This is a genomic window from Wenzhouxiangella sp. YN1 (genome assembly GCF_056324145.1).
Map to the genome: position 1 here is coordinate 1 of NZ_JBJNIO010000158.1, position 26,678 is coordinate 26,678.

Annotated in this window: 22 protein-coding genes and 1 tRNA gene; 12 read left to right on the plus strand and 11 right to left on the minus strand. The window is 63.6% G+C overall.

What is annotated here, in order from left to right:
* Nucleotides 1–178: 178 nt before the first annotated feature.
* Nucleotides 179–1,285 (minus strand): DegT/DnrJ/EryC1/StrS family aminotransferase, encoded by a 1,107-nt coding sequence (locus ACEWQZ_RS13650; RefSeq protein WP_476483662.1) that lies wholly within the window; start codon nucleotides 1,283–1,285, stop codon nucleotides 179–181.
* Nucleotides 1,282–2,247, minus strand: coding sequence for a Gfo/Idh/MocA family protein (locus tag ACEWQZ_RS13655; protein ID WP_476483663.1), 966 nt, complete (start codon nucleotides 2,245–2,247; stop codon nucleotides 1,282–1,284). The genes ACEWQZ_RS13650 and ACEWQZ_RS13655 overlap by 4 nt, the downstream gene beginning before the upstream one ends.
* A 269-nt stretch (nucleotides 2,248–2,516) precedes the next feature.
* On the opposite strand from ACEWQZ_RS13655, the gene ACEWQZ_RS13660 reads away from it, so the two are divergent.
* The 9 genes from ACEWQZ_RS13660 to ACEWQZ_RS13700 all read left to right on the plus strand — a co-directional run bounded on the left by ACEWQZ_RS13660 (nucleotide 2,517) and on the right by ACEWQZ_RS13700 (nucleotide 11,542).
* Nucleotides 2,517–3,761, plus strand: coding sequence for a tyrosine-type recombinase/integrase (locus tag ACEWQZ_RS13660; protein WP_476483664.1), 1,245 nt, complete (start codon nucleotides 2,517–2,519; stop codon nucleotides 3,759–3,761).
* Nucleotides 3,762–4,082: 321 nt separating this feature from the next.
* The gene (locus ACEWQZ_RS13665) at nucleotides 4,083–4,631 is read left to right on the plus strand and encodes a head-tail connector protein (protein WP_476483665.1); all 549 of its coding nucleotides are present in this window, start codon (nucleotides 4,083–4,085) and stop codon (nucleotides 4,629–4,631) included.
* A gap of 15 nt (nucleotides 4,632–4,646) precedes the next feature.
* Nucleotides 4,647–5,591 carry a hypothetical protein gene (locus ACEWQZ_RS13670; RefSeq protein ID WP_476483666.1) on the plus strand — a complete coding sequence of 315 codons (945 nt, stop codon included), beginning with the start codon at nucleotides 4,647–4,649 and terminating at the stop codon, nucleotides 5,589–5,591.
* Between the two features lie 372 nt (nucleotides 5,592–5,963).
* On the plus strand, nucleotides 5,964–7,229 hold the full coding sequence (locus tag ACEWQZ_RS13675; protein ID WP_476483667.1) for a phage major capsid protein: 1,266 nt from the start codon (nucleotides 5,964–5,966) through the stop codon (nucleotides 7,227–7,229).
* Nucleotides 7,213–7,764 carry an HK97 family phage prohead protease gene (locus tag ACEWQZ_RS13680; RefSeq protein ID WP_476483668.1) on the plus strand — a complete coding sequence of 184 codons (552 nt, stop codon included), beginning with the start codon at nucleotides 7,213–7,215 and terminating at the stop codon, nucleotides 7,762–7,764. The genes ACEWQZ_RS13675 and ACEWQZ_RS13680 overlap by 17 nt, the downstream gene beginning before the upstream one ends.
* Nucleotides 7,761–8,918 (plus strand): phage portal protein, encoded by a 1,158-nt coding sequence (locus tag ACEWQZ_RS13685; RefSeq protein ID WP_476483669.1) that lies wholly within the window; start codon nucleotides 7,761–7,763, stop codon nucleotides 8,916–8,918. The genes ACEWQZ_RS13680 and ACEWQZ_RS13685 overlap by 4 nt, the downstream gene beginning before the upstream one ends.
* Before the next feature lie 323 nt (nucleotides 8,919–9,241).
* The gene (locus ACEWQZ_RS13690; protein WP_476483670.1) at nucleotides 9,242–9,637 is read left to right on the plus strand and encodes a P27 family phage terminase small subunit; all 396 of its coding nucleotides are present in this window, start codon (nucleotides 9,242–9,244) and stop codon (nucleotides 9,635–9,637) included.
* A complete protein-coding gene (locus ACEWQZ_RS13695; protein ID WP_476483671.1) occupies nucleotides 9,612–11,171 on the plus strand; it encodes a terminase large subunit in 1,560 nt (519 codons plus the stop codon). The genes ACEWQZ_RS13690 and ACEWQZ_RS13695 overlap by 26 nt, the downstream gene beginning before the upstream one ends.
* Nucleotides 11,168–11,542: a phage head closure protein gene (locus ACEWQZ_RS13700; protein ID WP_476483672.1), complete on the plus strand. Its 375-nt coding sequence runs from the start codon at nucleotides 11,168–11,170 to the stop codon at nucleotides 11,540–11,542. Before ACEWQZ_RS13695 ends, ACEWQZ_RS13700 begins: the two co-directional genes overlap by 4 nt.
* Before the next feature lie 27 nt (nucleotides 11,543–11,569).
* On the opposite strand, the gene ACEWQZ_RS13705 is transcribed toward ACEWQZ_RS13700, so the two are convergent.
* The 7 genes from ACEWQZ_RS13705 to recA all read right to left on the minus strand — a co-directional run bounded on the left by ACEWQZ_RS13705 (nucleotide 11,570) and on the right by recA (nucleotide 18,432).
* Nucleotides 11,570–11,929 carry a hypothetical protein gene (locus tag ACEWQZ_RS13705; protein WP_476483673.1) on the minus strand — a complete coding sequence of 120 codons (360 nt, stop codon included), beginning with the start codon at nucleotides 11,927–11,929 and terminating at the stop codon, nucleotides 11,570–11,572.
* A 14-nt stretch (nucleotides 11,930–11,943) separates the two neighbouring features.
* Nucleotides 11,944–12,405: an HIRAN domain-containing protein gene (locus ACEWQZ_RS13710; protein WP_476483674.1), complete on the minus strand. Its 462-nt coding sequence runs from the start codon at nucleotides 12,403–12,405 to the stop codon at nucleotides 11,944–11,946.
* 232 nt (nucleotides 12,406–12,637) lie between these two features.
* Nucleotides 12,638–12,729 (minus strand) — tRNA-Ser (locus ACEWQZ_RS13715).
* A 240-nt stretch (nucleotides 12,730–12,969) separates the two neighbouring features.
* Nucleotides 12,970–15,603 (minus strand): alanine--tRNA ligase, encoded by a 2,634-nt coding sequence (alaS, locus tag ACEWQZ_RS13720; RefSeq protein WP_476483675.1) that lies wholly within the window; start codon nucleotides 15,601–15,603, stop codon nucleotides 12,970–12,972.
* Nucleotides 15,604–15,828: 225 nt separating this feature from the next.
* Nucleotides 15,829–16,809 carry an RHS repeat domain-containing protein gene (locus ACEWQZ_RS13725; RefSeq protein WP_476483676.1) on the minus strand — a complete coding sequence of 327 codons (981 nt, stop codon included), beginning with the start codon at nucleotides 16,807–16,809 and terminating at the stop codon, nucleotides 15,829–15,831.
* Nucleotides 16,810–16,912: 103 nt separating this feature from the next.
* Nucleotides 16,913–17,362, minus strand: coding sequence for a regulatory protein RecX (locus ACEWQZ_RS13730; protein ID WP_476483677.1), 450 nt, complete (start codon nucleotides 17,360–17,362; stop codon nucleotides 16,913–16,915).
* Between the two features lie 14 nt (nucleotides 17,363–17,376).
* Nucleotides 17,377–18,432 carry a recombinase RecA gene (recA, locus tag ACEWQZ_RS13735; RefSeq protein ID WP_476483678.1) on the minus strand — a complete coding sequence of 352 codons (1,056 nt, stop codon included), beginning with the start codon at nucleotides 18,430–18,432 and terminating at the stop codon, nucleotides 17,377–17,379.
* Between the two features lie 244 nt (nucleotides 18,433–18,676).
* Between recA and ACEWQZ_RS13740 the strand changes: the two genes are divergently transcribed.
* A complete protein-coding gene (locus ACEWQZ_RS13740) occupies nucleotides 18,677–19,303 on the plus strand; it encodes a hypothetical protein (protein ID WP_476483679.1) in 627 nt (208 codons plus the stop codon).
* Here the strand turns inward: ACEWQZ_RS13740 and thpR are convergent.
* Both thpR and ACEWQZ_RS13750 read right to left on the minus strand, forming a co-directional pair.
* Complete coding sequence (thpR, locus tag ACEWQZ_RS13745; RefSeq protein WP_476483680.1) at nucleotides 19,300–19,815, minus strand: RNA 2',3'-cyclic phosphodiesterase; 516 nt, start codon at nucleotides 19,813–19,815, stop codon at nucleotides 19,300–19,302. The two genes, ACEWQZ_RS13740 and thpR, sit on opposite strands and share 4 nt — an antisense overlap.
* Nucleotides 19,815–20,318: a CinA family protein gene (locus ACEWQZ_RS13750; protein ID WP_476483681.1), complete on the minus strand. Its 504-nt coding sequence runs from the start codon at nucleotides 20,316–20,318 to the stop codon at nucleotides 19,815–19,817. The genes thpR and ACEWQZ_RS13750 overlap by 1 nt, the downstream gene beginning before the upstream one ends.
* A gap of 191 nt (nucleotides 20,319–20,509) precedes the next feature.
* On the opposite strand from ACEWQZ_RS13750, the gene mutS reads away from it, so the two are divergent.
* Both mutS and ACEWQZ_RS13760 read left to right on the plus strand, forming a co-directional pair.
* Complete coding sequence (mutS, locus tag ACEWQZ_RS13755) at nucleotides 20,510–23,086, plus strand: DNA mismatch repair protein MutS (protein ID WP_476483682.1); 2,577 nt, start codon at nucleotides 20,510–20,512, stop codon at nucleotides 23,084–23,086.
* 85 nt (nucleotides 23,087–23,171) lie between these two features.
* Nucleotides 23,172–26,477: a S41 family peptidase gene (locus tag ACEWQZ_RS13760; protein ID WP_476483683.1), complete on the plus strand. Its 3,306-nt coding sequence runs from the start codon at nucleotides 23,172–23,174 to the stop codon at nucleotides 26,475–26,477.
* The last annotated feature ends 201 nt before the right edge of the window (nucleotides 26,478–26,678 follow it).

Below are 26,678 nucleotides of genomic sequence, written 5' to 3' on the forward strand. Positions count from 1 at the left end.
GACAGCAGCAAGCCGCAAAGCCTGCCTACAAACCACCACCCGACCACCCCTGGAAGCGAGCCTACCCCGACCGCATCACATGAAAACGAAGGGGACATTTCTACTTTGGAGAAAAGGGGACATTTCTACTTTGGGTTGACACATCAAAATCGTCGCAACGATCTTCACACTTCACACTTCACACTTCACACTTCACAACCTTTGCAACGCGCTCGATCTGAGCTTCGGTCATTTCCGGGAAGATCGGCAGGGACAGGCAGCGCTCAGCAATCGACTCGCTATGGCTCAGGGAACCGGGGCGGCTGTAGCTGGAAAACGCCGGCTGGCGATGCAGCGGCGTCGGGTAGTAGACGGCGCTGGCAATGTCGGCCTCGCGCAAGGCAGCCTGGAGCGCCTCGCGGCGTCCTTCCGGAACCAGAACGGTAAACTGGTGGTAGACGTGCTGCCCGAAACCATCCTCGAAGGGCAGCTCGACCCCGCTGTCTGCCAGAAGCTCGCGGTAACCTGCCGCCACCCGCTGACGCTGGCGATTGAACTCGTCGACGTGGCCGAGCTTGACGCGCAGAATGGCGGCCTGAAGCTCATCGAGGCGGCTGTTGTAGCCCACCACCTCGTGCTGGTAGCCATCCACCCGGCGACCGTGGTTGCGCAGCATCCGGACCTCGTCGGCCAGCGCTGCGTCGCTGGTGGTGATCAGCCCGCCATCACCGAAGGCGCCGAGATTCTTGCTCGGAAAGAAACTGAAGGCGCCGGCCAGACCGATGCTGCCCGTCTGGCGCCCGGAAAGCGAGGCGCCGAAACTCTGCGCGCAGTCCTCGATCATGAACAGCTTGTACTTGTCGGCAATCGCCGAGAGCGCGTCCATGTCGGCCGGCTGCCCGAACAGATGCACCGGCAGGATGGCCCGGGTGCGCGCGGACACCGCCTCGGCAACGCCTTCAGGATCGATATTGAAGCTGCGCGGATCAATGTCGACAAACACCGGTTCGGCACCGCAGTAGCGGATCGCCTCGGCCGTGGCGATGAAGGTAAACGGCGTGGTGATCACCTCATCACCCGGCCCGATACCGGCGGCACGCAGGGACAGGTGCAGGGCATCCGTGCCGGAGGCGCAGCCGATCGCGTGGCGCACACCGAGAAACTCCGCCAGCTCGGCCTCCAGAGCCTGCACGTTGGGGCCCAGAATATAGCGCGTAGCCGCCATGACCTCCGCCACGGCGGCATCAAGTTGTGCGCGCAGCCGCTCGTACTGAACGCCCAGGTCGACCATCGGAATCGGCTTCATGCCAAACGCACTTTCCGGGCTCGGGTTTCGGATTCGATCATCGCAGTGATGTGCATGGCGGTCTCCAGCGCACGCAGGCCGTCTTCGCCGGTCACCACCACCGGCGCGCCGTCGCGAACCGCAGAAACGAAAGACTCGATTTCAAGCAGCAGCGCATCGTTCTGCTCGAAAGACGACTCCTCGCGCAGGATTTCCGGCACCCCGGGGAACATCTCCCGGTCGCCGATACGATGCACCGCCAGCCGACAGTTCTGGAAATCGATGGAAATATAGGCCTCGGGCTGAAAAATGCGCATGCGCCGTTCGGATTTGACGCTCACCCGGCTGGAAGTCACATTGGCTACACAGCCGTTCTCGAACTCCAGGCGTGCATTGACGATATCGAGCTCTTCGGCCAGCACCGGCGTGCCGCTGGCGGCCAGCGAGGCGACCGGGCTTTGAACCATGCCCAGAATCAGATCGATGTCGTGGATCATCAGATCAAGCACCACGTTGACATCGGTGCCGCGTGGCTTGAACGGCGCTACCCGGTGAGATTCAATGAACAGCGGGTTGAGTTCGAATCCGCCGAGATCGAGGAAAGCAGCGTTGAAGCGCTCGAGATGCCCGATCTGGAAGACCAGCTCCCGTTCGGCCGCCAGTCGGGTCAGCGCCCGGGCCTCCTCAAGCGTGCTCGCAATGGGCTTTTCCAGCAGAACATGCACACCAGCATCGAGAAAATCACGCGCGATGTCGTAGTGACGCCGCGTGGGCACGGCAATGGAGACGGCATCGACTTCTCCGATCACATCGCGATAATCGAGCAGTGCCCGGCAGTCGCAATCCTCGGCTGAGCGGCGCGCAGCCTGCTCGTCGATGTCGACCACAGCCACCAGCTCGGCGTTGTCGAGGCCAGCGTACTTCCGGGCGTGGAAACGCCCGAGATAGCCAACCCCGATGACGGCGCACTTGGTGGGTTTCATGAAAACTGATCAGACATATACTGCGGGGCCGGGGCCCGCCTCTTCGTGACTCGGACCCGGTGGCGCCATCTTTCGGGTGTGGATTTCAGCTTGTGCAGGTGGCGGAGAGGGAGTCTGCCAGAGTCCGGCCACCAATACAACCCATTAGTCACCATTTGCACCGCGAGAGCCTGGAATATCGGGCTTTCTGGCCGATTCGCTGTCACTAACGCTCACCATGAGTTACCATCGGTTTACACGCTTTTTGGTGGAACCAATGGGGTAACGTCATGCCGAGAAAAGCCGAAGAACTTTCGCCCGCCGCCGTCCGCAATCTGACCGAACCAGGAAAACACGCGGTTGGGAATCCTGCGGGCCTGTATCTCTATGTGAAGGATACCGGGGCGCGGTCCTGGGTGCTGCGGCTCATGGTGGCGGGCAAGCGGCGACACATGGGACTCGGAGGCTTCCCGGACGTGCCGCTCGCAGAAGCGCGGGAAGCTGCCAGGAAAGCGCGGAAACTGGCGCGGGAGGGTAAGGACCCCATCCGGGAGCAGAAGGCGGCCATCGAGGCACTGCGGGCGGCGGAGGCCAAGCGCGTCACGTTCGCGGATGCAACCCGGCGGTTCCTGCGCCACAAGGGAGACGAGTTCAAGAACCAGAAGCATCTGTCGCAATGGAGGCGGACGCTCGAAACCTACGCTTTCCCCGCCATCGGGGACCTGGACATCTCCGACATCGAACTCGCGCATATCGTCCAGGTACTGGAACCGATATGGACGGACAAGACGGAGACGGCCACCCGAGTTCGAGGGCGCATCGAATCAGTTCTTGCCTGGGCCACGGTCTCCGGATTCAGGGAAGGGCCGAACCCGGCGGCGTGGAAGAACAATCTCGACAAGGTACTCCCGAAACCGACGAAGCTGAAAAACGTCCGGCACTTCGCGGCGGTCCCCATTGAAGAAGCGCCTGTCGCCTTCCAGGCACTTCGCGACCGGCATGGCATCGCGGCTCGTGCGCTCGAGTTCCTGTTCCTGACGGCGGCACGGTCCGGCGAAGTCCGAGGCACAACATGGGCGGAGATAGACTTTCAGGCGCAGACCTGGACAATTCCGGCGGAGCGCATGAAGGCCGGGAAGGAACACGTTGTCCCGCTCACAGACAAGGCGGTCAATTTGCTCGAAGGTCTCGAACATCGAGAGGGCCTGGTCTTTCCGTCTCCACGTGGAAAGGTCCTAACCCCGGAGGCGCTGTCCCGCGTTCTCAAGGCAATCGGCAGAAGCGAGACTGTCCACGGCCTGCGCTCTACCTTCCGAGACTGGACTTCGGAGCGGACCAGCTACGCGCACGAAGTCGCGGAGCAGGCGCTGGCGCACACGATCCCGAATGCCACGGAGCGTGCCTACAGGCGGGGCCAGCTACTCGAAAAGCGAGCGCGGCTGATGGCGGATTGGGAGCGTTATTTGGTCTCGCCACCGGCGGGCGCGGACGTGGAACCGATACGGAAGTCGACTCATAGAGCAAAGGTTGGGTGAATCACTAGATATTGTGTTTTCTTAGCGTGACGAGACACAAGATATAGTGCCAATTAGGTTGAATTGGTGGCGAAACTAAGTTAAAATTGAGACTCACGCAAAACGGGAGGAAAAACTAAATGACACACGATATTTGTAGGAGGCAAAAATGCCGAAATACATTTCCACTAGGGAGCTCGCGAACCGCTGGGGCGTCCACGTAAACACCGTTTACAGGCAAATCCAACAGAGGCTCATCCCACCCCCCGTCCGCATTGGTAAACAATTCAGGCACGACCTGGAACTCATCCGACAGCATGAGAGCAATCGGAGGGCTGCCTGATGATTACCCAGATCACCGCACCCACCACCGAACCCGTCACCCTGACGGAGCTAAAGCTGGCGCTCCGCATCGACGACAACGCGCTCGACAATGAACTTGAGGCGGCGCTGTCGGCTGCGAGAGGCCAGGCCGAGGAGTACACGGGCCGAAGCTTCACGGGACAAGCGTGGCGACTGACCCGAGACGACTTCTGGACACAACCGCTCCGACTGCCACGGGGACCCGTCGACAGCGTCGATAAGGTCGAATATCTCGACACCGATGGCGCGTGGCAAACGCTGGATGTCAGTAAGTACACCCTGCAAGAAGACTTCCTCTATCGCGCATTGGGAGCGACCTTTCCGGCGCTTGCTCAATGGGACGGGAACGTCCGCATCGAATACACCACCGGGGCCTGGTCGCACCTTCCGGAGCTAGTGGAGCGCGGGCTCATCATGCTCACACAAGCGAAGGTCGACGCGCTGGCCGAACAGCCTGAGCTTTTGACCGAACGGGCGCTGGCATTGCTCCGACCCTTTCGTTACGACTCGGGCTTCCGAGCGGCATAACCGGAGGCTCAAATCATGGTGGCAGAGAATGGAAACGGTGCGGACTCCGCGCCGAAGAAACAGGGACTGTTTGTTATAGGGTCCGACAACTTCGAGCGGGCGCTGGAGCTTGGGCTCTACCCCGCCTTGGCCTATTTAGTAATGGCGCGAGGAACAGGTCCGGACCACACCACAACAAAGTGGCGGGCAAAGTCTATCCAGAAAGCTTGCGGCATTCGCTGGAGCAGTGCACAAGAGGCGATAGACAAACTTGCGGAAGTCGGTTTGGTCGAAATCCCGAAGCAGAAGAAAGAGCGGTCTTGGCCGCCACTGACTCTAGCCGGGCCAGAACTCGAGAACATCTATCTCCCGAACAGCCTGGTTGATGGAATCCAAGGCAGTGAAAGGCGACCACCACTAACACGGATTCGCGAGACGCAGGACGCGGAAGTACTTGGGCTGCTCATACGCTTCTACCAGTACCAAAACTTAGCGCAAGAACACGGAATCCGACGAGAGTGGCTTTGGGCGGAGGGCACGGCAGAGTTCCTCACAGATAATCGTGAGTTCCATGTGTGGGCTGGTCACCGGGGCGAGTACCGACGATTTTCCTGGGGCAATCCACTAACTGAAGGATTTAGAGATGATCCCAAGGGATTCTGGCGACGACTTTCCATCCTCGAGCGAATTGGGCTAATAGAAACGTGTTGGTATGCGGCTGAGAAGAATGGAGAGCTTCTGTTCCCGCTTGATGAGGAAGTCCAAGACGCCAGCTATGCCTGGACAGAGGAGCACGAGCTTGGGTCTGTTGAATACGCGGACGCGGAGTTTGTATTTCCCACTTATCAGCACCAAGCCGAACCGGAAGTCGTGGGCATCTTTCGCACCAAGTACCGAGCACACACGAAGCTGACCGGCGAATGGTGGAAGGCTTACACGAACATGAAAGCCGAGCAGTTACGGAAGTATGAAATCCGATGAGATTGGCCGCTGAACTTCCATTGGGAAGACATCAAGGCTAATCAAAGCTACTCAACGCACTCTAAAGGCACGGTAAAGGCTCTGCCAAGGCACCATCAATGCCTCAGGGGAAGTATCAGCGGGTGCCTTTCAGGCACCGTTTTGGGAATCTTCTTAGAGTCCTCTGGGAACGCTACTCGAACCCTTCTTAAGAAGCTCCTTAAGCCTGCAAGAAAGAGAACCCCGGCCTGGTGGTGGCGTCCAGGTCGGGGCTTCCTAACCCACGAGAGGAATGACTGACGTACAAGCCATCGAGAACGGGAGGTCTGTCCGCTCTCACCCATTATGTTATGTTATAATATTACATACGTCAAGAGCGTGAGGCAAATTTCAATGAATCTGAATGCAATCCGCGAGACCCGCTCGGCTGCCGTGGCCGATATGCGGGCCTTGCTCAAGAAGGCGGACGAGGAACAACGGTCCCTGTCCGAAGCCGAATCCAAGAAGTTCGAGGAACTGAAGGGCAAGGTCTCCCACCTGGAGGAGCAGGAACAGCGAGCGCAATTCCTGGCCGACCAGGAACGGGCCATGTCCGGCCAGGCGGTCTCCGGCACCGGGGATAAGAACTTCGACACCGAATGCAGAAAGTTTTCCATCACCCGAGCGATTGCTTCCCAGCTGGGCGCGGACGTGGACGCGGGCCGGGAGCGCGAAATCTCCCAAGAAATCGCGCGGCGCACCGGCCGCCAGTTCGACGGCATCGCGGTTCCGATGGAAATCTTCGAGGAACGTGTTCTCACCACCGACGCTCCGGCGGGCGGTCCGGGCTCGAACATCGTCTCCACCGATCACCGTGGCGACCTTTTCATTGACCGGCTGCGGGCTGCTCTGCGAATCCGGGGCCTGGGTGCGACGGTCCTGTCCAACCTTCGCGGCAACGTCGACATCCCCAAGCTGAAGGAATCGGCCACCGCAGCCTGGGTAGCCGAGAACTCCGGTCTCTCTGCTTCGGACCACCAGTTCGAGAAAGTCCAGCTGACTCCGAAGCATTGCGGGGCGCTGACCGAGTTTTCCCGAAACATGCTGCTCCAGTCTTCGCCGGACATCGAACAGCTGGTCCGAAACGACTTCGCCGGGATTCTGGCCGAAGCCATCGACCAAGCGGCCATTTCCGGCGCGGGCGGAGACGAACCGGAAGGCATCACCACCATCACCGGCACCCTGTCCGGAACGCTTGCCACTCCCAGCTGGGCGGAAGTCCTGGAAATCATCGAGGCCATCGAAGAAGCCGACAACAACGGCACGGCCTGGCTGACCCATCCCAGCGTGGTCCGGCTGCTCCGCTCGACGCTCAAGGAAACCGGAGACGCGGGCGCGGGCTACTTGATGGAAGGCGCGGGACAGCTGGCAGGCTACCCCCTGACCAGTTCGACCCTGGTTCCGAAGGTAGCGGGCAGTCCCGACACCGCAACGGCCATCTTCGGCAAATGGTCCGACCTGCTCATCGGGTACTGGTCCGCCTTCGACCTTCTGGTCAACCCCTACGAATCGACGGCCTACTCGAAGGGCAACGTTCAGGTCCGAGCAATGCTGACGGCGGACGTGGCAGTTCGACACCCCGAAAGCTTCGTGGTGGCCGACGATGCACAGGTCAGCTGAACTGGAGATCCGGGCGGCGAGTAGCGTTCGCAATTCGTCGCCCGGAGTCCTGGCCGGATATGCGGCGGTCTTCGGTCGACCGGCGGACCTTGGGGAGTTCTCCGAGACGGTCCGCTCCGGGGCCTTCACGAAGTCCCTGGAGAAACCGGACGGCATCTTCGCCCTGTATGACCACGAACGGCGCTCCGTCCTGGGGCGCTGCGGGTCCGGCACCCTGCGACTGACTCAGGACTCGAAGGGCCTGGAGTTCGAGGTCGACCTTCCCGACACCACCATCGGGCGAGACCTGGCCGTCCTGGTCGAACGCGGGGACGTGGCCGGATGTTCCTTCGCATTCCTGACCCCTGAAGGCGGGGACCACTGGGAAATGCGCGGCGGGCGGATGCACCGGGAACTGGTAGAGGTCGACCTTCGGGAAATCACCATCACTCCGACTCCGGCTTACTCCGACACCACGGTCGCGAAGCGGTCCATGCCGACCATCCCGGTCGCGACCCTAGACACCAGGAAAGCCTGGCTGGAGACCTGCCGATGAAATGGTTCCAGAAACTGTTCGAGAAGCGTTCCGAAACGGTTTCCCATCCGGAACTGGTTCCCCCTTGGAGCCGGTCCGGGGCCATCGTGACGCCAGACAATGCCGAGTCCATCTCCGCATGTTTCGCCTGCGTCCAGGCCATCTCCGAGTCGGTCGCGTCCCTTCCCCTGATGCTCTACCGCAGAGGCGAGAACGGGGACCGGGAGCGGGCTGGAGAACATCCGCTCCACCAAATACTCCATGACCGACCGAATCCGGCTCAGACTTCCCTGGAGTTCCGGGAGCAGATGCAAGCGGCGGTCCTGTTGCGCGGGAACGGATATGCCGAAATCGAATGGGACGGCCAGGCCAATGTGGTCGGGCTGACCCCGATTCACCCGGACCGCGTGACCGTCCTGAAACTGCGAAACGGGCGGATTGCCTACGACGTGGCAGACGATGACGGGCGGGTCCGGCGGCTGCTCCAGGAGGAAATGTTCCACCTGAAAGACCGGACCGAGAACGGCATCACCGGACGAAGCCGAATCCGCATCGCACGCGAGACCCTGGGCCTGGCTATCAGCCAACAGGACCACGGGGCCAGGACGTTCGCCAACGGGACCAGGCTGTCGGGCGTGCTACAGACTCCGCACCAGATGACGGACGAATCCCTAAAGCGTCTCAGCGAGTCCTGGCAGTCACAGTTCCAGGGCGCGGACAACGCGGGGAAGACGGCCATCCTGGAGAACGGACTGGAATACAAGCAAATGTCCATGACGCTCGAGGATGCCGAATGGCTGGCCGCCATGAAGTTCTCCGTCGAACAAGTCTGCCGCATCTTCCGGGTTCCGCCGACGATGGCCGGGGACCTGACGCATGGGAACTACTCGAACACCAGCGAGACGGCCAGACACTTCGTTATCCATACCCTGAAACGTCACCTGGTCATGTGGGAGCAAGCCATCTCCCGCTCCCTGCTAGGACCCATCGCCCGACAGCGGTACTTTGCCGAGCATTCCCTGGACGGACTGCTCCGAGGCGATAGCACCAACCGGGCGGAGTTCTACAAGTCGGGCATCGAGGCGGGCTGGCTGCTCCGCTCCGAGGCGAGACGCCTGGAGAACCTGCCGACCGTGGAGGGCATCGACAATGCCGGGACCACTGAAACAGCATAGTCCCCGGCGACCGCTTGCCAGGTCGGAGACGAACGAACAGGTCCGGCGGCGACAGGCTGGCCGGTTCCTGCCGACCAACTCCGCGCAATGGAGAAAGATTCGGAAGGCGGTACTCGAGCGCCATCCCTTGTGCCGGGACTGCGGGGCTCCGGCCAATGAGGTCGACCACGTCGACGGCAACACGGCGAACAACCTTCCGTCGAACCTGGATGCACTCTGCAAGCCGTGTCATTCGGCCCGCACCTGGAAGCAAAATCGCCAGCAGCTGACGCGCCAAGATACGCGCCGCCCCCGAATCACGCATGACCGCGAAAGGAGTTCCCGTGACCGGACGTAAACCGAAGCCGACAAGCCTGAAAGTCGTCTCCGGGAACCCCGGAAAGCGGGCTCTAAACGACCAGGAGCCCGTGTATTCCGAGGGAGACCTTGCGGCTCCGGAATGGCTCTCCGACGAAGCCACGGCAATCTGGGAACGGCTCTCCGAGAACCTGGACGCGAACGGTCTGCTCACTCAGGTAAACCGGGACCTTCTGGCCGTCTACTGCGACCTGGTAGCCGACTACCGGGCCAAGCGGGCCGAAGGCAAGATGCCACCGATGGCGCAAGTCTCGAGAATGACCAGCCTGGCCGGGGAGTTCGGATTCACCCCGTCCGCTGCGTCTCGCATCATCGCACCGAAGCGAGGGAATGCCGATGGCAAATCCCGATTCTTCGGATAAGTTCTGGTTCGACCAGGACGCGGCGGACCGGGCGGTCGCGTTCTTCGCTGAATGTCTCCGGCACACCACCGGGGAATGGCGCGGGGAGCCGTTTGTTCTCTCCGACTGGCAAGCCGACGAAATCGTCCGACCGCTGTTCGGCTGGAAGCGACAGGACGGGACCCGGCGCTATCGGACCGCCTTCATCTTCATCCCGCGCAAGGCCGGGAAGACATCGCTTGCCGCTGGGCTCGCTCTCTATGCGCTCTACTGCGACGGCGAACCGGGCGCTCAGGTAGTCAACGCGGCGGCGGATCGGGAACAGGCGGCGCTGTGTTTCGAGACGGCAAAGCAGATGGTCGAAATGGAGCCGGAACTGGATTCCAGGGCGGAGACCTTCAAGCGGTCCATCATGGTCTCCGAGACGGGCTCCAGTTACCGGGTCCTATCGTCGGACGCCTACACAAAGCACGGGCTCAACTGCTCATTCATCGGAGCCGACGAACTGCACTGCTGGCCGAACCGGGAACTCTACGACACCCTGGTCACTTCCACGGGCGCACGGCGGCAACCGCTCACGGTCATCACCACCACGGCGGGATACGACAAGCATTCGCTGTGCTATGAGCTCTACGACTACGCGGTCAAGGTTCGGGACGGCATCATCGAAGACGAGACGTTCCTTCCGGTCCTGTATGAAGCCGGTCCGGAGGATGACTGGAAAGACCCGGAGACCTGGGCGAAGGCACACCCCGGCCTGGGCGTGAGCATCAAACGCGAGTACATCGAACAGGAATGCGAGAAAGCAAAGGCGCTCCCGTCCTATGAGAACACCTTCCGGCGGCTGCTGCTCAACCAATGGACCGAACAGGATTCGCGCTGGCTGTCCATGGATTCCTGGGACGCCTGCCAGGGCGAACTCCCGGACCTGAAAAGCCGGGACTGTTTCGCCGGTCTCGACCTTGCGGCCACGACGGACCTGACGGCGTTTGTCCTGGCGTTCCCGGTCGAATCGCGGATGGTGCTGGTCCCTTACTTCTGGCTGCCGAGGGAGCGGCTACAGGACCGCGTGAAGCGGGATCGGGTCCCCTATGACGTATGGGCCAAGGCGGGGCATATCCGGCTCACGGAAGGCGCTGTCACCGACTATGACGCCATCCGGGCGGACATCCTGGAGATTGCCGAGACCTACCGCGTCCGGGAGATTGCCGTCGACCGCTGGAACGCGACCCAGCTGGCGACCCAGCTGTCCGGGGACGGATTCGAGATGGTGGGCTTCGGCCAGGGCTTCGCGTCCATGTCCGGGCCTGCAAAGGAACTCGAGCGGCGCGTTCTCGGAAACGAACTGCTCCATGACGGCCACCCGGTTCTCCGCTGGATGGTCTCGAACGTCACCGTCACTCAAGACCCGGCGGGGAACATCAAGCCGGACAAGGCGAAGTCGAAAGAGAAAATCGACGGCGTGGTCTCCGCCTGCATGGCGCTGGGCCGCTACATGGTGGCCGAAGAGGACAAACCCGACATCTATCAATCTCGAGGACTGGTTTTCGTATGACCTTCAATCCGCAAGAACTGAATCAGCGAATCACGCTGCAACAGAAGTACACGACCACGGACCCGAACACGGGCATCGGGACGGACGAATGGCAGGACCGGCAGGACCTATGGGCGAAAGCCGAGGGCGCGGTCGGGCGGACCCGGTACGCTGCGGGCGCGGCGGGTTTCGTGGACCCCGTGAACTTCACCGTCCGATATATCGAGGTCGAAGGCGACAGCGGGGACCAGGGGACCATCCCGCTCCGGCCTGGAGACTGGCGCATCGTCTGGCGCGGCCTGGTCTATGACATCGAATCCATTATCGACATCAAGGGCAAGCGGCGGGAGATGGTGATTGCTGCCGAGGGGACCGGGGAGGCTCCCAGCTGACGGTGGAATGGCGGTGGGGTTTGAGCTCTAATCGTTGGTCCGTCCGAGAACATCTTTCGCCAACGTTAATCCTTCACTGAACTGCCCGGAATGATCCAGCACACAGCTTAGATTCGTCCGAGACGGAACCCCAAACGAGTTATCCGCTCGAACCTCGATGAACACTTCACCTTCCGTGTATCTGTAGTCCAACATTTCCGCGGTATCTGGGTGCCGGAAGTCTCTCAGATAGAAGTCGAAACATTCCTCCGCTATCTCACGCTGAAAATCCCGAGGCGACTCTTTCTGGAATATGTTTAGGACTGCGTCGACTCTATCGTCGGGCGCGAACATGAAAAACGCCACTCCGAGGGCTATAACCACTAGCAATACCTGTGAAATCTTCATGGGCTCTCTATTTCCTAGGAGAAAAAGTCTCGGATAGACGAAATCACCCACCAACCGAAACCACCAATAGCGGCCATGATGACAACCGTGATAATCGCCGCAAACTTCAAGTCGGCGTACTGCGAGCCTTCGGCCAACTGAGGTTCCAGCTTTTCGGCGGGTGAGTCTGCAACGTGGAGACAGAGCTTTACACCGGTGCCTTCTGGGTTATCTACGGGTTCCTGCCATGCCACGACCACATCATGGCCATTGTCTATCAGGGGAGCCAATTCTTGGGCAAGTTCTTTCCCGATATATCCGATCTTGTGGTCTCGATACTCATCGTCTGAGACAAACACGGCGATTGCATTTGAGTCGTGTTTGTTTTCCGGCTCACGATCCACAAACAGAATGGAATCATCAAAGACATGCTTGTCAATAATTTTTTGCCGACCACCGTGATAAGCGCCCCGCACAAAATGCCGTATCTCGCGCATCGTGCATTCCCTCTATGTTCTCTAACTCGCATTCTATGTAGTGGGCACTGAAATGCAAAACGGCTGTCCGGCGGCTGCCCTGATATTGGTCAAGTGCGGACGGTCTCGGTTGATTCGAATGTGACTCCGCAGTCTGTAGGGAATCCGGATTCGCCCATCATTATTGGTTTGGTGGAACGGATGGGGTAAAAAAAAGGAATCAGACTCTAAGTCTCTGATTCCTTTAGGGGTATGGCGGAGAGGGAGGGATTCGAACCCTCGAACGGGCATAAACCCGTTAACGGTTTTCGAGACCGCCGCATTCAACCACTCTGCCACCTCTCCTTGTAGCGGGCGAATTATACATGAGCGGCCTACGTGCCGCAGTACCGATGGTCAACGCTCTGACCAAGGCCCGAGTACCAAGGCCCAAGGCCCAAGTACCAAACTCCAATTCACAAACAATCTGCAATGACCAGAACCAATACCCCGGCAGCGATCAGGGCTGCAGTTTGGTTCATTGGAAATTCGAGAATTGGTTCTTGTTTGCAGAATTGATGCTTGTAAATCGAACATTGCCCGAAACTACAACCGCTCCCTCAACCATTCCGCCACCGAATCCAGCGCCGCGGGAAGAGCCGACGCGTCGCTCCCCCCCGCCTGCGCAAAATCCGGTCGGCCGCCGCCCTTGCCGCCGACCTGGCCGGCGACGTGGTTGACCAGCTCGCCGGCCTTGATCTTGCCGGTGAGATCCTTGGTGACGCCGGCGACCAGGCGTACGCCGCCGCCGGCGGCCGTGCCGAGCACGATCACGCCCGAGCCGAGCTTGTTCCTGAGCTGGTCGACGGTATCGCGCAGGCCGTTGGGGTCGGCGCCTTCGAGACGCGCGGCAATCAGCTTCACACCCTCGACGTCCACCGCCTGCGAGGCCAGGTCGGAGCCGGCCGCCGAGGCGAGCTTGCCCTTGAGCCGCTCGAGCTCCTTTTCCAGCTCCCGGGATCGACCCAGCAGCTGGCCGATGCGCTCGGAAAGCTGCTCCGGGCCGGTCTTGAGCTGGCTTGAAGCCGCGCGCAGCGTGCGATCCAGGTTCTGCAGCCACTCGACGGCGACCCGGCCGGCCACCGCCTCGATGCGGCGCACGCCGGCGGAAATGCCGGTCTCGGAGACGATCTTGAACAGGCCGATATCGCCCACCCGATCGACGTGCGTGCCGCCGCACAGCTCCATCGAAAAATCACCGAAGCGCAGCACGCGCACGTCGTCGCCGTATTTTTCGTCGAAAAACGCCAGCGCGCCGGCTTCGATGGCCTCGTCGAAGGGCATCTCCCGGATTTCGGCCTCGGCGTTGGCCTGAATCTGCTGGTTGACCAGGCGCTCGATTGCGGCCAGCTCGTCGTCGCTGACCGGCGCGTGATGCGAAAAGTCGAAGCGCAGCCGCTCGGGCGCAACCAGCGAGCCCTTTTGCTGAACGTGATCGCCGAGCACGACGCGCAGGGCGGAATGCAGCAGATGCGTTGCCGAGTGATGGCGAACAATGTCAGCACGGCGCTGCGAGTCAATCTGCCCGGCCAGGCAATCGCCGAGCTGTAGTGCGCCTTCCGCCAGGCGGCCGACGTGCCCGTGAAAGGCGCCGCCGAACTTGCGCGTATCGCTCACTTCGAACCGCCCGCCCTCGCCTTCGAGCCGGCCGGTGTCGCCGACCTGCCCGCCCGACTCGGCGTAGAAGGGCGTGCGATCGAGCACCAGCACGGCTTCATCGCCGGCGGCCAGCGAATCCGCCGGTCGGCCATCGACCAGAATGGCGAGCACCTCGGCGTCGTCGATTGCATGCTGTCCATGGCCGAGAAACTGCGTCGCCGGCAGCTCGGCGATCAGCTCGGCGGGCATCTCGTCGGCGCCGGCGAACTTGCCGGCCGCCCGCGCGCGCTCACGCTGCAGGCTCATGGCCTGCTCGAAACCGTCCTCGTCGACGGTCAGCTCGCGCTCGCGGGCGATATCGCGGGTCAGGTCGACCGGAAAGCCGTAGGTATCGTAGAGCTTGAAGGCAACCTCGCCGGGGATTTCGCTGCCGTCGAGCTCGGCAATCACGCCCTCGAGCAGTTTCATGCCCTGGTCCAGGGTTTCGCCAAAACGCTTTTCCTCGCGCTCGAGCACCTCGGCAACAAAGTCGCGCTGGTTCGCCAGCTCCGGGTAGGCTTGACCCATTGCCTCGGCCAGCGGCGCGACCATGCGACCGAAGAACAAGTCCTTGCAGCCCAGCTTGTAGCCGTGGCGCACGGCGCGGCGGATGATGCGACGCAGCACGTAGCCGCGGCCCTCGTTGGACGGCAACACACCGTCGACGATCAGAAACGCGCAGGCGCGGATGTGATCGGCAATCACCTTCAGCGAGGCCGACTGCCCATCCGGCGTGCCGGTCAGGGCGGCAGCGGCGTCGATCAGATGGCGAAACAGATCGATGTCGTAGTTGGAGTGCACGCCCTGCAGAATGGCGGCCAGGCGCTCGAGCCCCATGCCGGTATCCACCGACGGCGCCGGCAGCGGGCTCATGCTGCCGTCGGCGGAACGGTCGTACTGCATGAACACCAGATTCCAGACCTCGATGTAGCGGTCGCCATCTTCCTCGGGCGTGCCCGGCGGGCCGCCGGGTATTTCCGGGCCATGGTCGTAGAAGACCTCCGAACACGGACCGCAGGGGCCGGTATCGCCCATGGCCCAGAAGTTGTCGCTTTCGAACTTCCGCCCCGGCTCATCGCCGATGCGCGAAAAGCGCTCCGGATCGACGCCGATGTGATCGAGCCAGATTTCAGCCGCCTCGTCGTCGTCCTCATAGACCGTCACCCACAGCTTCTCCGGCGGCAGGCCGCAGGTCTCGGTCAGAAACGCCCAGGTGTATTCAATGGCCTCACGCTTGAAGTAGTCGCCAAAGCTGAAGTTGCCCAGCATCTCGAAGAAGGTGTGGTGCCGGGCGGTGTAGCCGACGTTTTCCAGGTCGTTGTGTTTGCCGCCGGCACGCACGCAGCGCTGCGACGAGGTCGCGCGCGTATACGAGCGCTTCTCCGAGCCGAGGAAGACGTCCTTGAACTGGACCATCCCGGCGTTGGTGAACAAAAGCGTCGGATCATTGGCCGGCACCAGCGGGCTGGAAGGCACGATGCGGTGCTCGCGGTCGGCGAAGAAGTCGAGAAAGGCCTGGCGTATTTCGGCGGTGGTATGCATCAGGAGTCCGGGAAGAACGTGTTTGGAACGGGCGTATAGTTTACTGATGCAATCGCAACGATTGCATCGGGCTACAAAGAATAGCAGCCCGGAGCCGAAGAAGGCTGGCGACGGCAAGCCGCCGGTCGCCGGCCAGGCACACGCGCAGTCCGATCGCGAGGGTTGGCGGCTTCGCGGCGCTCTCCTGCGGGTCGCTGCGGCGACAGTCGCGACCGTTTCTCCGCCTCAGCCCCCCAGCTGCGGAAAATACTCGATTTCTCGCTCCAGCAGGTACCGCGGCGCGCCCCGCTGGTCCGAGGGAATCTTTTTCACCCAGTTGCCGTGATCATCGTATTCATGGTCGATCTTTTCCACGGAGACGAGCTGGTTGTCCGCGTCGTACTCCCGGGACTCGGCGCGATGCCCGTGCTCGTTGTAGCTGTAGACGAAGCGGCTGGCCCGTTCGCCGTCCCTGTAGACCGTGCGTTCGGTCTCCCTGCCGCCCTCGTACTTCTTTTCGAAGACATACTGCGCGTGCACGGTACGCCCTTCTTCCTGACGCGAAGAGACCAGGTTCCCGGCGTCATCGTATTGGAAGGTCTCGGTCATCATCGGCTGGTCGCCCATGCGCTGGCTCTTTTCGATCAATCTGCCTTGATCGTCATGGCGGTAGAAGGTCTTCAAGGGGCCGTTGTTCACGTACTCGATCTGCTCGAGGAGATTCCCGTCCGCGTCGTACTTGAACGTCTCCTTGTAGGGATCGTCGTCCCCTTGCGAATAGCTCAGATGCTCGATCCGGTTTCCATTCTTGTCATAGACGTCCACGTTCCGGAAAAGGGGGTCATCACCCGTTCCCTGATGAACCATTTCAGTGATTCGCCCCTTGTTCTGATCATGGGCATAGGTCCAGCGCCTGCTGATTTCATCGTCGCCGGTATAGCTCGTCTTTTGGCTGATATTCCCGTGCTCGTTGAAGCGGTAGGACAGGTTCCGGGCGTCGGATTTCGACAGCCCGTAATTGATGATTTCACCGGTGTTCCTGTTCCGGGAGATGCGATACTTCCTGACCCGGAGGGACTTGACCGGGCCTTCCAGACCCATTTCCTTCAGATCGCTGTCTTTCTTGATCCCGTCCATGTATGGCGCGGTGTCACAGCCCGCCACCATCAACAAGAGTGCGGCGGCCATGGCCAACAAGCCGAGCTTCAAGCGCGTGTACCTGTTCATTGAATGACTCCTCCCGGTTCCCGTGTGGCTCGATATTACCCCGGCACGGACACGGATCACACCGCAGGGCAGCCAGCCTGCATCATTCACCCGCCCGGCGGTATCAATCCAGCAATTCGCGGATATGTTCGTGGGCGAAGCCGCGCCGCGCCAGCGCCTGCTGGCGGCGGGATTTTTCCTTGAAGTCGGCCGGCGGCTCGGGGCCGTAGCGTTTTTCGTACCAGTCGGCGGCAATCGCGAACCAGTCGGGGGATTCGGCCTCGAGCGCCCACCTGGCCTGGCTTCGATCGATGCCGCGCTCGGAAAGCTCGGCGCGGATGCGCACCGGGCCGTAGGCCTTGCCGACGCGCTGGCGCACGTAGCTTTCCGCGAAGCGCTCGTCGGACTGCAGGTTCTCTTCAGCCAGTTCGTCGATCAGACCGTCGACTGCAGCCTCCGGCCAGCCGCGCCGGGCGAGCTTTCCGGCCAGCTCAAGGCGCGAGTGCTCGCGCCGCGCCAGCAGGCGCAGCGCGGCCTCGCGAAGCTCGGCCGGGTTGACGTCGTCGTCGGTCAAGTCCGCTTCTCGAGTCAACCGACGTTCGACTCGGCCCCTTCGCCGGAGGCCTCGGCTTCGCCGGTCGTCGCGTTGGCCGTCTTCGGCAGCAGCTTCTCGCGCAGCTGGCGTTCGATATCGGCAGCGATGTCGGGGTTGTCCTTGAGAAACTGGCGCACCTTTTCCTTGCCCTGGCCGATGCGGTCGTCACCGTAGCTGTACCAGGCGCCGGACTTCTTCACCAGGCCATGCTCGACGCCCAGCTCGATGAGCTCGCCCTCGCGCGAAATGCCCTCGCCGTAGAGGATCTCGAAAACGGCCTGCCGGAACGGCGGCGCCATCTTGTTCTTGACCACCTTCACGCGGGTTTCGTTGCCGACCGCCTCGTCGCCGCGCTTGATTGCACCGATGCGGCGAATGTCGAGGCGCACGGACGAATAGAACTTGAGCGCGTTGCCGCCGGTGGTGGTCTCGGGCGAGCCAAACATCACGCCGATCTTCATGCGGATCTGGTTGATGAAGATGACCATGCAGTTGGTGCGCTTGATGTTGGCGGTCAGCTTGCGCAGCGCCTGGCTCATCAGGCGCGCCTGGAGCCCGACGTGGGAGTCGCCCATCTCGCCCTCGATCTCGGCCTTGGGCGTGAGCGCGGCGACCGAGTCGACCACAACGATATCGACGGCACCCGAGCGCACCAGCATGTCGGTGATCTCCAGCGCCTGCTCGCCGGTGTCGGGCTGCGAGACCAGCAGGTCGTCGACGTTGACGCCCAGGTTTTCGGCATAGGATGGGTCCAGCGCGTGCTCGGCGTCGACGAAGGCGGCCGTGCCGCCGGCCTTCTGCGCCTCGGCCACGGCGTGCAGCGTCAACGTGGTCTTGCCCGAAGACTCCGGCCCGTAAATTTCAACGACGCGTCCGCGCGGCAGCCCGCCGACACCCAGCGCAACGTCCAGCCCCAGCGACCCGGTGGAGACCACCGGCACATCCCTGCGCCCGGCGTCGTCCCCCATGCGCATGATCGCGCCCTTGCCGTACTGCTTCTCGATCTGGCCCAGTGCCGCGGCCAGTGCCCGCTTGCGATTGTCATCCACGATAAAGTCCTCTCTTTTCCATTCGTTCGGGTGCTGCCGCGATCAGCCCGGATTATCTCACAGCAACAGCATGAACCACGGTGGTTCACCCGCGTCGCTGGCTTTTCCTACAGGGATTCGCGGCTATCTCTCAGGCACCAGTATAAGGACTGCGTTCTCAAAACCCGAGAATCAGGATGTGCAGCTGTGCCCGGCAGGACAAACGGGTAAGATTCAGCCTCACCCGGCCCCGAACCGTATACCGATGGCGAGCATGTCTGTCTTTTTTCGATCCTGCGCGGCGCCTGCTCTCGCGCTGCTGGCTGCTCTCGCGCTGCTTTCTGCCTGCAGCAGCGACCGCTACGACCCGGGCCTGGTTCGAGCGCCTGCGTTCGCGAATGATTCCGGCTGGCTGGCGCGCCCCTGGCAGTTTGCCCACCACGCCAGCACCGATTCCTACACGCTGACCCTGGCCGACGGCGCCGCGCGGATCGAACGCGTTGGCCACGAGCCTTGGTCGCGCGTGTCTCAGCACATCGATCGCGAGTCGCTGCAGGCCCTCGCTGGGCGGCGCATGGCCTTCTCGATGGATATTCGCGCCGAACTCGACGATTCGGAATACGGCCGGCCGATCGAGCCGCCGGGCCTGGTGGTACGCATCTGGCAAGAGACCGAGGGTGATCACACCCTGGTCAGCGCCCTGGTCGGCTCACCCAGGAGTCAGGCCGAGCGGCTGGCGCTGGCGGCCGACGCCCGAATTCCCGAATGGCAGCGTCACGCCCTGGAATTCGAGCTGCCCGAGACGGTCAGCCGCCTTGAAATCTCGGTGGTCATGTCGACCGGCGGAACGCTCGAGATTCGCAATCCTTCGCTTCGGGTGGTGGAGGGTTAGGCGCGCAACTGCCAGCGCTGCACCACGCGATAGGGCGCGCCCGGCAGTGACTCGACCAGCACGAAATCCCGGATCGGCCAGGCCAGGGGCTCGGGGTCGACCAGAGGCGGTGGCCGTGAGACCTGGCGAAACAGCGTGACATGCGGTCGGAACGGACGCGCATCGAGCCGCAGTCCCAGCTCGAGCATGCGCCGCTGTAACTCCGCTTGCAGATCGATCAGGGGCGCGGGCGCCTCGCCGCCCAGCCACAGCACCCGAGCGCGGGCGAACCAGCCGAAGCGGTCAAGCGCCAGGGTGCAGGAGGCGCCACCGACGTCGCCGGCCGCGGCCTGCAGCTTTGGCAGGCGATCGACGGGCTGGTCGCCGAGGAAGGCGAGCGTCAGATGAAGATTGTGATCCGGTACCCGCCGGCGGCTGACGCGGCCGAGCAGCTCGCGACGCGCGCGCATGCCGTGGCGGGTGTCCTCGTCGGGCCACAGGGCGAAGAACAGGCGTCGCGTCGCCTCGGACATCACCCCGCCAGGCGCTCGAGCAGACCCTTCAGTGCCCTGACCACGCTGGCCCGGCGCACTTCTTCGCGATCGCCGCGCAGGTGGTGAACCTCGGTTTCGACAATGTCGCCGGGCAGCGCCCAGCCGAAACACACCGTGCCGACGGGCTTGTCCGGGCTGCCACCGCCCGGCCCGGCAATGCCGGTCACCGCGACGGCCACATCAGCGCGACTGTGCTCGATGGCGCCGCGCGCCATGGCGGCTGCCACCGCTTCGCTGACCGCGCCAAAGCGGTGGATATCGGCGGGCCTGACGCCCAGCAGGTCGGTCTTGGCCTCGTTGGCGTAGCTCACCAGTCCGCGCTCGAACCACTCCGAGCTGCCCGGAAGATCGGTGCAGACCTTGGCGATCCAGCCGCCGGTGCAGGACTCGGCCGTGACCAGGCGACGCCCGAGCATTTTCAGCTCGGCCGCCAGCGCGGTGGCCAGAAGAGCAAGCGCTTCGTCGTCGTGTCGGGTTGCCATGACTTCTATAATGCTTCTTTTGGAAAACCTTGTGTCCACAGATAAACACGGATAATAAGAACTTTTCCTTCAGAGCACCTGAGACCGGTCGGGCAGGATAAACCGCTTCTCGACTTCCGGTTTTCTGTTTTTTTTTATCTGTGTACATCAATGTCCATCTGTGGACCTGCTTTGTGAGAGCTTGCTAACGAATGGCCGATACGAGCACCCAGCACACGCCCCTGATGCAGCAGTACCTCCGGATCAAGGCCGACTATCCGGACATTCTGCTGTTCTTTCGCATGGGCGACTTCTACGAGCTGTTCTATGACGATGCCCGGCGCTCGGCGAGCCTGCTGGATATCACCCTGACCCATCGCGGCAAGTCAGCCGGTGAACCCATCCCGATGGCCGGGGTGCCCTATCACAGCGTCGACGGCTATCTCGCCCGCCTGCTGAAAAAGGGCGAGTCGGTGGCGATCTGCGAACAGGTGGGCGATGTCGAGGCGGCCAAGGGGCCGGTCGAGCGCAAGGTGGTGCGCATCGTCACGCCGGGCACCGTTACCGAAGAGTCGCTGCTCGAGGATCGCGCCGAGCGCCTGCTGGCGGCCATCCTGCCCGAAAAACAGGGCTACGGCCTGGCCTGGCTGGACCTGGCCGGGGGCCGTCTGCGCTGCTGCGCGCTGGCATCGACCGCCGAGCTCAACGCCGAGCTCGAACGCCTGCGTCCGGCCGAGACTTTGCTGCCGGAAAATGCAGCGGCATCGTTCGGCCGCGAGGGCATGGCCGTGCGCGAGCATCCGCCCTGGGCCTTCGACGCCGAATCGGCCGAGCGCGAGCTGTGCCGCCAGTTCCGGGTGCAGGACCTGTCGGGCTTCGGCATTGCCGGTCGCGGCCCCGAGGTCGGCGCCGCCGGCGCCCTGCTCGGCTATGCCCGCGACATGCTCTCCGGCGAGCTGCCGCATCTTGCCGGCATGCGCGCGCTGCAGCCGGCCGAGCACCTGGTGCTCGATGCCGCCACCCGCCGCCATCTCGAAATCGACGTGCACCCCGACGGGCGTTCCGAACACACCCTGGTGGGATTGATGGACACCGCGGCCACGCCCATGGGCAGCCGCAAGCTCAAGCGCTGGATTACCCATCCCCTGCGCGATCGCACCCGCCTGGGCGAGCGCCACAGCGCCGTTTCCGCGCTGCTGGCGGCACACCTCCAGCCCGAGCTCGAGGAACAGCTCTCCGGCCTGGGCGATATCGAGCGCGTGCTGACCCGCATCGCGCTCAAGTCGGCGCGCCCGCGCGACCTGGCCACGCTGCGCGAAGGCCTGGGACGACTGCCGACGCTGGCCGACCTGCTCGAACGCGTCTCGGTGCCGCTGCTCGATGAACTGCGCGACGACCTGGCGCCCTGCCCCGATCTATTCGAGCTGCTGGATTCAGCGGTGATCGAGCAGCCGCCGATGGTCATTCGCGACGGCGGCGTGATCGCCGAAGGCTACGACGCCGAGCTCGACGAACTGCGAGCCTTGAGCCAGAACGCCGGCGATTTTCTGGTGCGCTACGAGCAGCAGGAGCGCGAGCGCACCGGCGTCCAGACGCTCAAGGTCGGCTTCAACCGCGTGCACGGCTACTACATCGAGATCGGCAGGACCCACGCCGACAAGGTGCCGACCGAATACAGCCGCCGCCAGACGCTCAAGAACGCCGAGCGCTATATCACCGAGGAGCTGAAAACCTTCGAAGACAAGGTGCTCTCAGCGCGCGAGCGCGCCCTGGCCCGCGAGAAAGCGCTGTACGACCAGCTCATCGAGCGCCTGGGCGGCGAGCACGGCCGGCTGGCGATCATTGCCGCGGGGCTGGCCACGCTCGACGTGCTGACGACTTTCGCCGAGCGCGCCGAAACACTCCAGCTCAACGCGCCCGAACTCGACGAGCAGCCCGGCGTCGACATCATCGAAGGCCGCCACCCGGTGGTCGAGCGGGTGCAGGATGCCGCCTTCGTGCCCAACGACTGCCGGCTGGATCCGGAGCGCCGCATGCTCGTCATCACCGGCCCCAACATGGGCGGGAAATCCACCTACATGCGCCAGGCCGCCCTGATCACCATCCTGGCCCACGCCGGCTCCTTCGTGCCGGCAAAGTCCGCGCGCATCGGCCCGATCGACCGCATCTTCTCGCGCATCGGCGCCGGCGACGACCTCACCCGCGGGCGCTCCACCTTCATGGTGGAAATGGTCGAGACCGCCAACATCCTGCACAACGCCAGCGAGCACTCGCTGGTGCTGATGGACGAGATCGGTCGCGGCACCTCGACCTTCGACGGCCTGGCCCTGGCCTGGGCGGTAGCCACCGAGCTGGCGCTCAACCTGCGGGCGCTGAGCCTGTTCGCGACGCACTATTTCGAGCTCACCCGCCTGGCCGAAGACCACGAAGGCATCGCCAACGTACATCTGGACGCGCGCGAACACGGCGACGAGATCGTGTTCTTGCACACCGTGCGCGAAGGCCCGGCCAGCCAGAGCTACGGTCTGCAGGTCGCGCGCCTGGCCGGAGTGCCCAAAGCGGTCATCGCGCAGGCAAGAAAGCACCTCGACCGCCTCGAAAACGAGGCCACCGGCAGCAGCAGCCCGCAGCTGGGCCTGTTCGGACACGCGCCATCACAGGCCGTTGAACCTTTCGATTCCGGCTCCGATGCGCTGCGCGAGATGCTCGACGACGTCCACCCCGACGACCTCAGCCCGCGCGAGGCGCTGGACTGGCTCTACCGGCTGAAAGCGCTCGACAAGACCTGAACGGCGCACCGCCGCGAACCCCGGCTGGCCCGGCCAGCGTATTCGCTACAATGCGATGCCCTGACCCACGATCGGAGCCGAAGCGATGCGCTTTTCTTTCTGGCTGCTTGCCGCCGCCCTGCTATCAGCCGCCAGCATGGCCTGGGCCCAGGACGGCTACTATCGCCATCCGGCACTGCACGGCGACACCGTGGTCTTCGTCTCCGAGGGCGACTTGTGGCGGGTTTCGGCCGAGGGCGGCCGCGCGCAGCGCCTGACCACCCATCCAGCCGCCGAATCCCGCCCCGTCATCTCGCCCGACGGCACGCAGGTCGCCTTTGTCGCCTCCTACGACGGCGCCCCGGATCTCTATATCATGCCGATGGCCGGCGGCAAGCCAGAGCGCCTGACCTTCGACGGCAGCCGGGTCTGGCCGGCCGGCTTCGTCCCCGATGGGCGGGTGGCCTACGCCACCGAACACGTGGTCGGGCCCGGCTTTGGCCGCAGCCTGAGAACGATCGATCCCGCCAGCGGCAAGGACGAAGCCCTGCCGCTGGCAGACGCTCGCCAGGCCGCCTTTGACGACGCCGGCCGAACCCTGTGGTTCACCCGCTTCGGGCTGGCGGTTTCAGGCGATCACGTCCACGGCTATCGCGGCGGCGCCATGGCGCAACTCTGGCGCTGGAGCACCGACAATGAAGATGAAGCCGAACGCCTGGCCGCCAACTGGGGCGCCAACGTCAGCCATCCGATGTGGTGGAACGGCCGGCTCTACGTCATTGCCGACGCCGACGGACGCGCGAATCTCTGGCGACTGGATGCCGACGGCACCAACCCTGAAAAGCTGACCGCCCACGAACCCTTCGCAGTGCGCGAGGCACGCATCGACGACGGCCGGATCATCTACCGGGTCGGCGCCGATATTCACCTCCACGACATCGCCGCCGGCGCAAACCGCAAGCTCGATATCAGCCTGGGTTCCGATTTTCTGCAGCGCCGCGCGCGCTATCTGGAAAACCCGCTGAAATGGATCAGCGATGCCAACCCGGATGCCGGAGGCGAGCGCGTGGCGCTGAGCGTGCGCGGCCAGGCCTGGCTGGCGGGCACTGAATCGCTGCGCCGCATCCGCCTGGCCGTGCCCGACGACGCCCGCGCCCGCGCCGCAGTTCCGGCGGCCGACGGCCAGCACGTCTTCGCCATTGTCGACCACGACGGCAAGAGTGAAATCTGGCGATTTGCCGCCGACGGCTCGCCGGATACTGCCGTACTGGTCGACGATCAGAATGCCTACCGCCAGCAGCTCTGGCCCTCGCCCAACGGCCGCTGGCTGGCGCATGCGGACAAACACGACCGACTGTGGCTGCTCGACCTCGAATCGGGCGGGAACGAACTGCTCGACACCGCCGAGTACGGCGGCGGCAACAGCTACGACGACTTGAACTGGTCGGCCGACGGCCGCTACCTGGCCTTCTCGCGCCCCGATACCACGCGCACAATGGCCCAGCTGGTCGTGGCCGAAGCGGCCACCCGGACCATCCGCGTAGTGACCTCGGACCGCTACGCCAGCTACGCTCCGGCGTTTGGGCGCGACGGGAAGTGGTTGTACTTCATCTCCGACCGCCACTTCTCGCCGACTCCCGGCTCGCCCTGGGGCGACCGCAACACCGGTGCCCAATTCGACAAGCGCGCCGGCATCTACGCGCTGGCCCTGCAGCCGGGGCTGCGCTTCCCCTTCCGACCGGACGACGAGCTGGCCCCGAATGAGCCGCGCGAGGCGCAGGACAAAGACAAGGACAACGGAACGGAAGCCGCTGAAGCCGGCCCCGATATCGTCTTCGACAATCTGGAAGACCGCCTGCATGAGGTGGCCCTTGCGCCCGGCAACTACAGCGGCCTGCAGGCCGGCCGCGAGCGGCTGTACCTTCTCGCGCGCGAGGCGGGAAAGCGCCGGGCCACGCTCCGGTCGCTGGCCATCGCAGCGGGTGAAGACGAGGCGAAGACCTGGATGCACGACGTGGTGGCCATGCAGCTCAGCGCCGATGGCGAGCGGCTGATGGTCATCAAGCCGGGCAAGAATCAGCGCATCGGCAAGATCCTGCTGCTGCCCGCCGGCGAGAAGGCGCCGACAGACACCGCTGAGGCCCGGGTCGCGCTCGACGGCTGGTCGCTGCGCATCGAGCCGGTCGCGGAGTGGCGACAGATGTTCGCCGATGCCTGGAACATGCACCGCCACTTCTCCTTCGACCCGGCCATGCGCGGCGTGGACTGGGCGGCGGTTCGCGAGCGCTATCAGCCGCTGGTCGATCGCGTCAACGACCGTCGCGAGCTCGATGACCTGCTCGGCCAGATGATCGCCGAGCTGGGCATTCTGCACTCCCAGGTGCGCGGCGGCGATTACCGCAGCGACCGCGACGCGCCCGAGCCGTCCAGCCTGGGGGCCCGGCTTGCCGCCAGCAAAGACGGTGTCGTGATCGAGCATGTCTACCGCAGCGACCCCGAGCTGCCCGGCAATGCGGGCCCGCTCGAGCGCCCGGGCGTCGATATCCGCAATGGCGATGTCATCGTCGCCATCAACGGCTCACCCGTGGCCAGCCGCGCCGAAGTGGCGCGCGCACTGCGCGGCCAGGCCGGCCAGCAGGTGCTGCTCGATGTCGCCCGCGGCAAGAGCGGCCACCGCAGCATCGTCGAGCCGGTTTCCATGCGCACCGAAACCCGCCTGCGCTATCGCGACTGGCTGCGCGCCAACGCCGAGCGGGTGCAGACCGCCGGCGACGGCCGGGTCGGCTATCTGCATCTGTATGCCATGGGCTCGTCAGACTTCGCCGGTTTCGTGCGCGACTTCTACGCCCAGTACGACCGCGACGCGCTGATCATCGACGTGCGCCGCAACCGCGGTGGCAACATCGACAGCTGGGTGATCGAAAAGCTGCTGCGCCGGGCCTGGGCCTTCTGGCAGGGACCGAACGGCCCGCCGTACACCAACATGCAGCAGGCCTTCCGCGGCCACCTGGTGGTGCTGGCCGACCGCTTCACCTACTCCGATGGCGAGACCTTCGCCGCCGCGGTCAAGTCGCTGGGCCTGGGACCGGTCATCGGCCAGCGTACCGCCGGCGCCGGCATCTGGCTGTCGGACAACAACCGCCTGCGCGACGGCGGCCTGGCACGCATCGCCGAAACCGGCCAGTTCGACATGACCGGCGACTGGATCATCGAAGGCCGCGGCGTCGCGCCCGATATCGAAGTCGCCAACCCGCCACACGCCAGCGCCACCGGCGGCGACGCCCAGCTCGAGGCGGCGCTGGAATACCTTGAACACAAGCTGGCCGAAGAACCGATCCCGCCGCTGGAGGCCGGACCCATCGCTCCGGTGGGTGAAGCCGCTGCCGATATCACGCCGCCGGGTCAGTCCTGACCCGGCGGCCGTCCGCCCGGCGTCGGCGCCGGGCGGGTGCGGCTAGAAATCCACGGCGACTAACCCGGGGGGAGTTTGGATGGGCCCCGATCATCTCGATTTATTCGCGGTGTTTTTCTCCCCGAAACGGCCCCGCGCGGCCGATGGGGGGACGGCCGCCGGGTCAGGACTGACCCGGCGGCGTGATATCGGCAGCGGCTT

Excerpts from the sequence above, each read along its gene's own strand:
- ACEWQZ_RS13710 (WP_476483674.1), bottom strand. The coding sequence starts at position 12,405 with ATGCGCGAGATACGGCATTTTGTGCGGGGCGCTTATCACGGTGGTCGG.
- ACEWQZ_RS13700 (WP_476483672.1), top strand. The coding sequence starts at position 11,168 with ATGACCTTCAATCCGCAAGAACTGAATCAGCGAATCACGCTGCAACAG.
- ACEWQZ_RS13725 (WP_476483676.1), bottom strand. The coding sequence starts at position 16,809 with ATGAACAGGTACACGCGCTTGAAGCTCGGCTTGTTGGCCATGGCCGCC.
- ACEWQZ_RS13680 (WP_476483668.1), top strand. The coding sequence starts at position 7,213 with ATGCACAGGTCAGCTGAACTGGAGATCCGGGCGGCGAGTAGCGTTCGC.
- thpR (WP_476483680.1), bottom strand. The coding sequence starts at position 19,815 with ATGTCCGAGGCGACGCGACGCCTGTTCTTCGCCCTGTGGCCCGACGAG.
- alaS (WP_476483675.1), bottom strand. The coding sequence starts at position 15,603 with ATGCATACCACCGCCGAAATACGCCAGGCCTTTCTCGACTTCTTCGCC.
- ACEWQZ_RS13665 (WP_476483665.1), top strand. The coding sequence starts at position 4,083 with ATGATTACCCAGATCACCGCACCCACCACCGAACCCGTCACCCTGACG.
- ACEWQZ_RS13650 (WP_476483662.1), bottom strand. The coding sequence starts at position 1,285 with ATGAAGCCGATTCCGATGGTCGACCTGGGCGTTCAGTACGAGCGGCTG.
- ACEWQZ_RS13760 (WP_476483683.1), top strand. The coding sequence starts at position 23,172 with ATGCGCTTTTCTTTCTGGCTGCTTGCCGCCGCCCTGCTATCAGCCGCC.
- mutS (WP_476483682.1), top strand. The coding sequence starts at position 20,510 with ATGGCCGATACGAGCACCCAGCACACGCCCCTGATGCAGCAGTACCTC.
- ACEWQZ_RS13750 (WP_476483681.1), bottom strand. The coding sequence starts at position 20,318 with ATGGCAACCCGACACGACGACGAAGCGCTTGCTCTTCTGGCCACCGCG.
- ACEWQZ_RS13740 (WP_476483679.1), top strand. The coding sequence starts at position 18,677 with ATGGCGAGCATGTCTGTCTTTTTTCGATCCTGCGCGGCGCCTGCTCTC.
- ACEWQZ_RS13705 (WP_476483673.1), bottom strand. The coding sequence starts at position 11,929 with ATGAAGATTTCACAGGTATTGCTAGTGGTTATAGCCCTCGGAGTGGCG.
- ACEWQZ_RS13655 (WP_476483663.1), bottom strand. The coding sequence starts at position 2,247 with ATGAAACCCACCAAGTGCGCCGTCATCGGGGTTGGCTATCTCGGGCGT.
- ACEWQZ_RS13685 (WP_476483669.1), top strand. The coding sequence starts at position 7,761 with ATGAAATGGTTCCAGAAACTGTTCGAGAAGCGTTCCGAAACGGTTTCC.
- ACEWQZ_RS13660 (WP_476483664.1), top strand. The coding sequence starts at position 2,517 with ATGCCGAGAAAAGCCGAAGAACTTTCGCCCGCCGCCGTCCGCAATCTG.
- ACEWQZ_RS13695 (WP_476483671.1), top strand. The coding sequence starts at position 9,612 with ATGGCAAATCCCGATTCTTCGGATAAGTTCTGGTTCGACCAGGACGCG.
- ACEWQZ_RS13670 (WP_476483666.1), top strand. The coding sequence starts at position 4,647 with ATGGTGGCAGAGAATGGAAACGGTGCGGACTCCGCGCCGAAGAAACAG.
- ACEWQZ_RS13675 (WP_476483667.1), top strand. The coding sequence starts at position 5,964 with ATGAATCTGAATGCAATCCGCGAGACCCGCTCGGCTGCCGTGGCCGAT.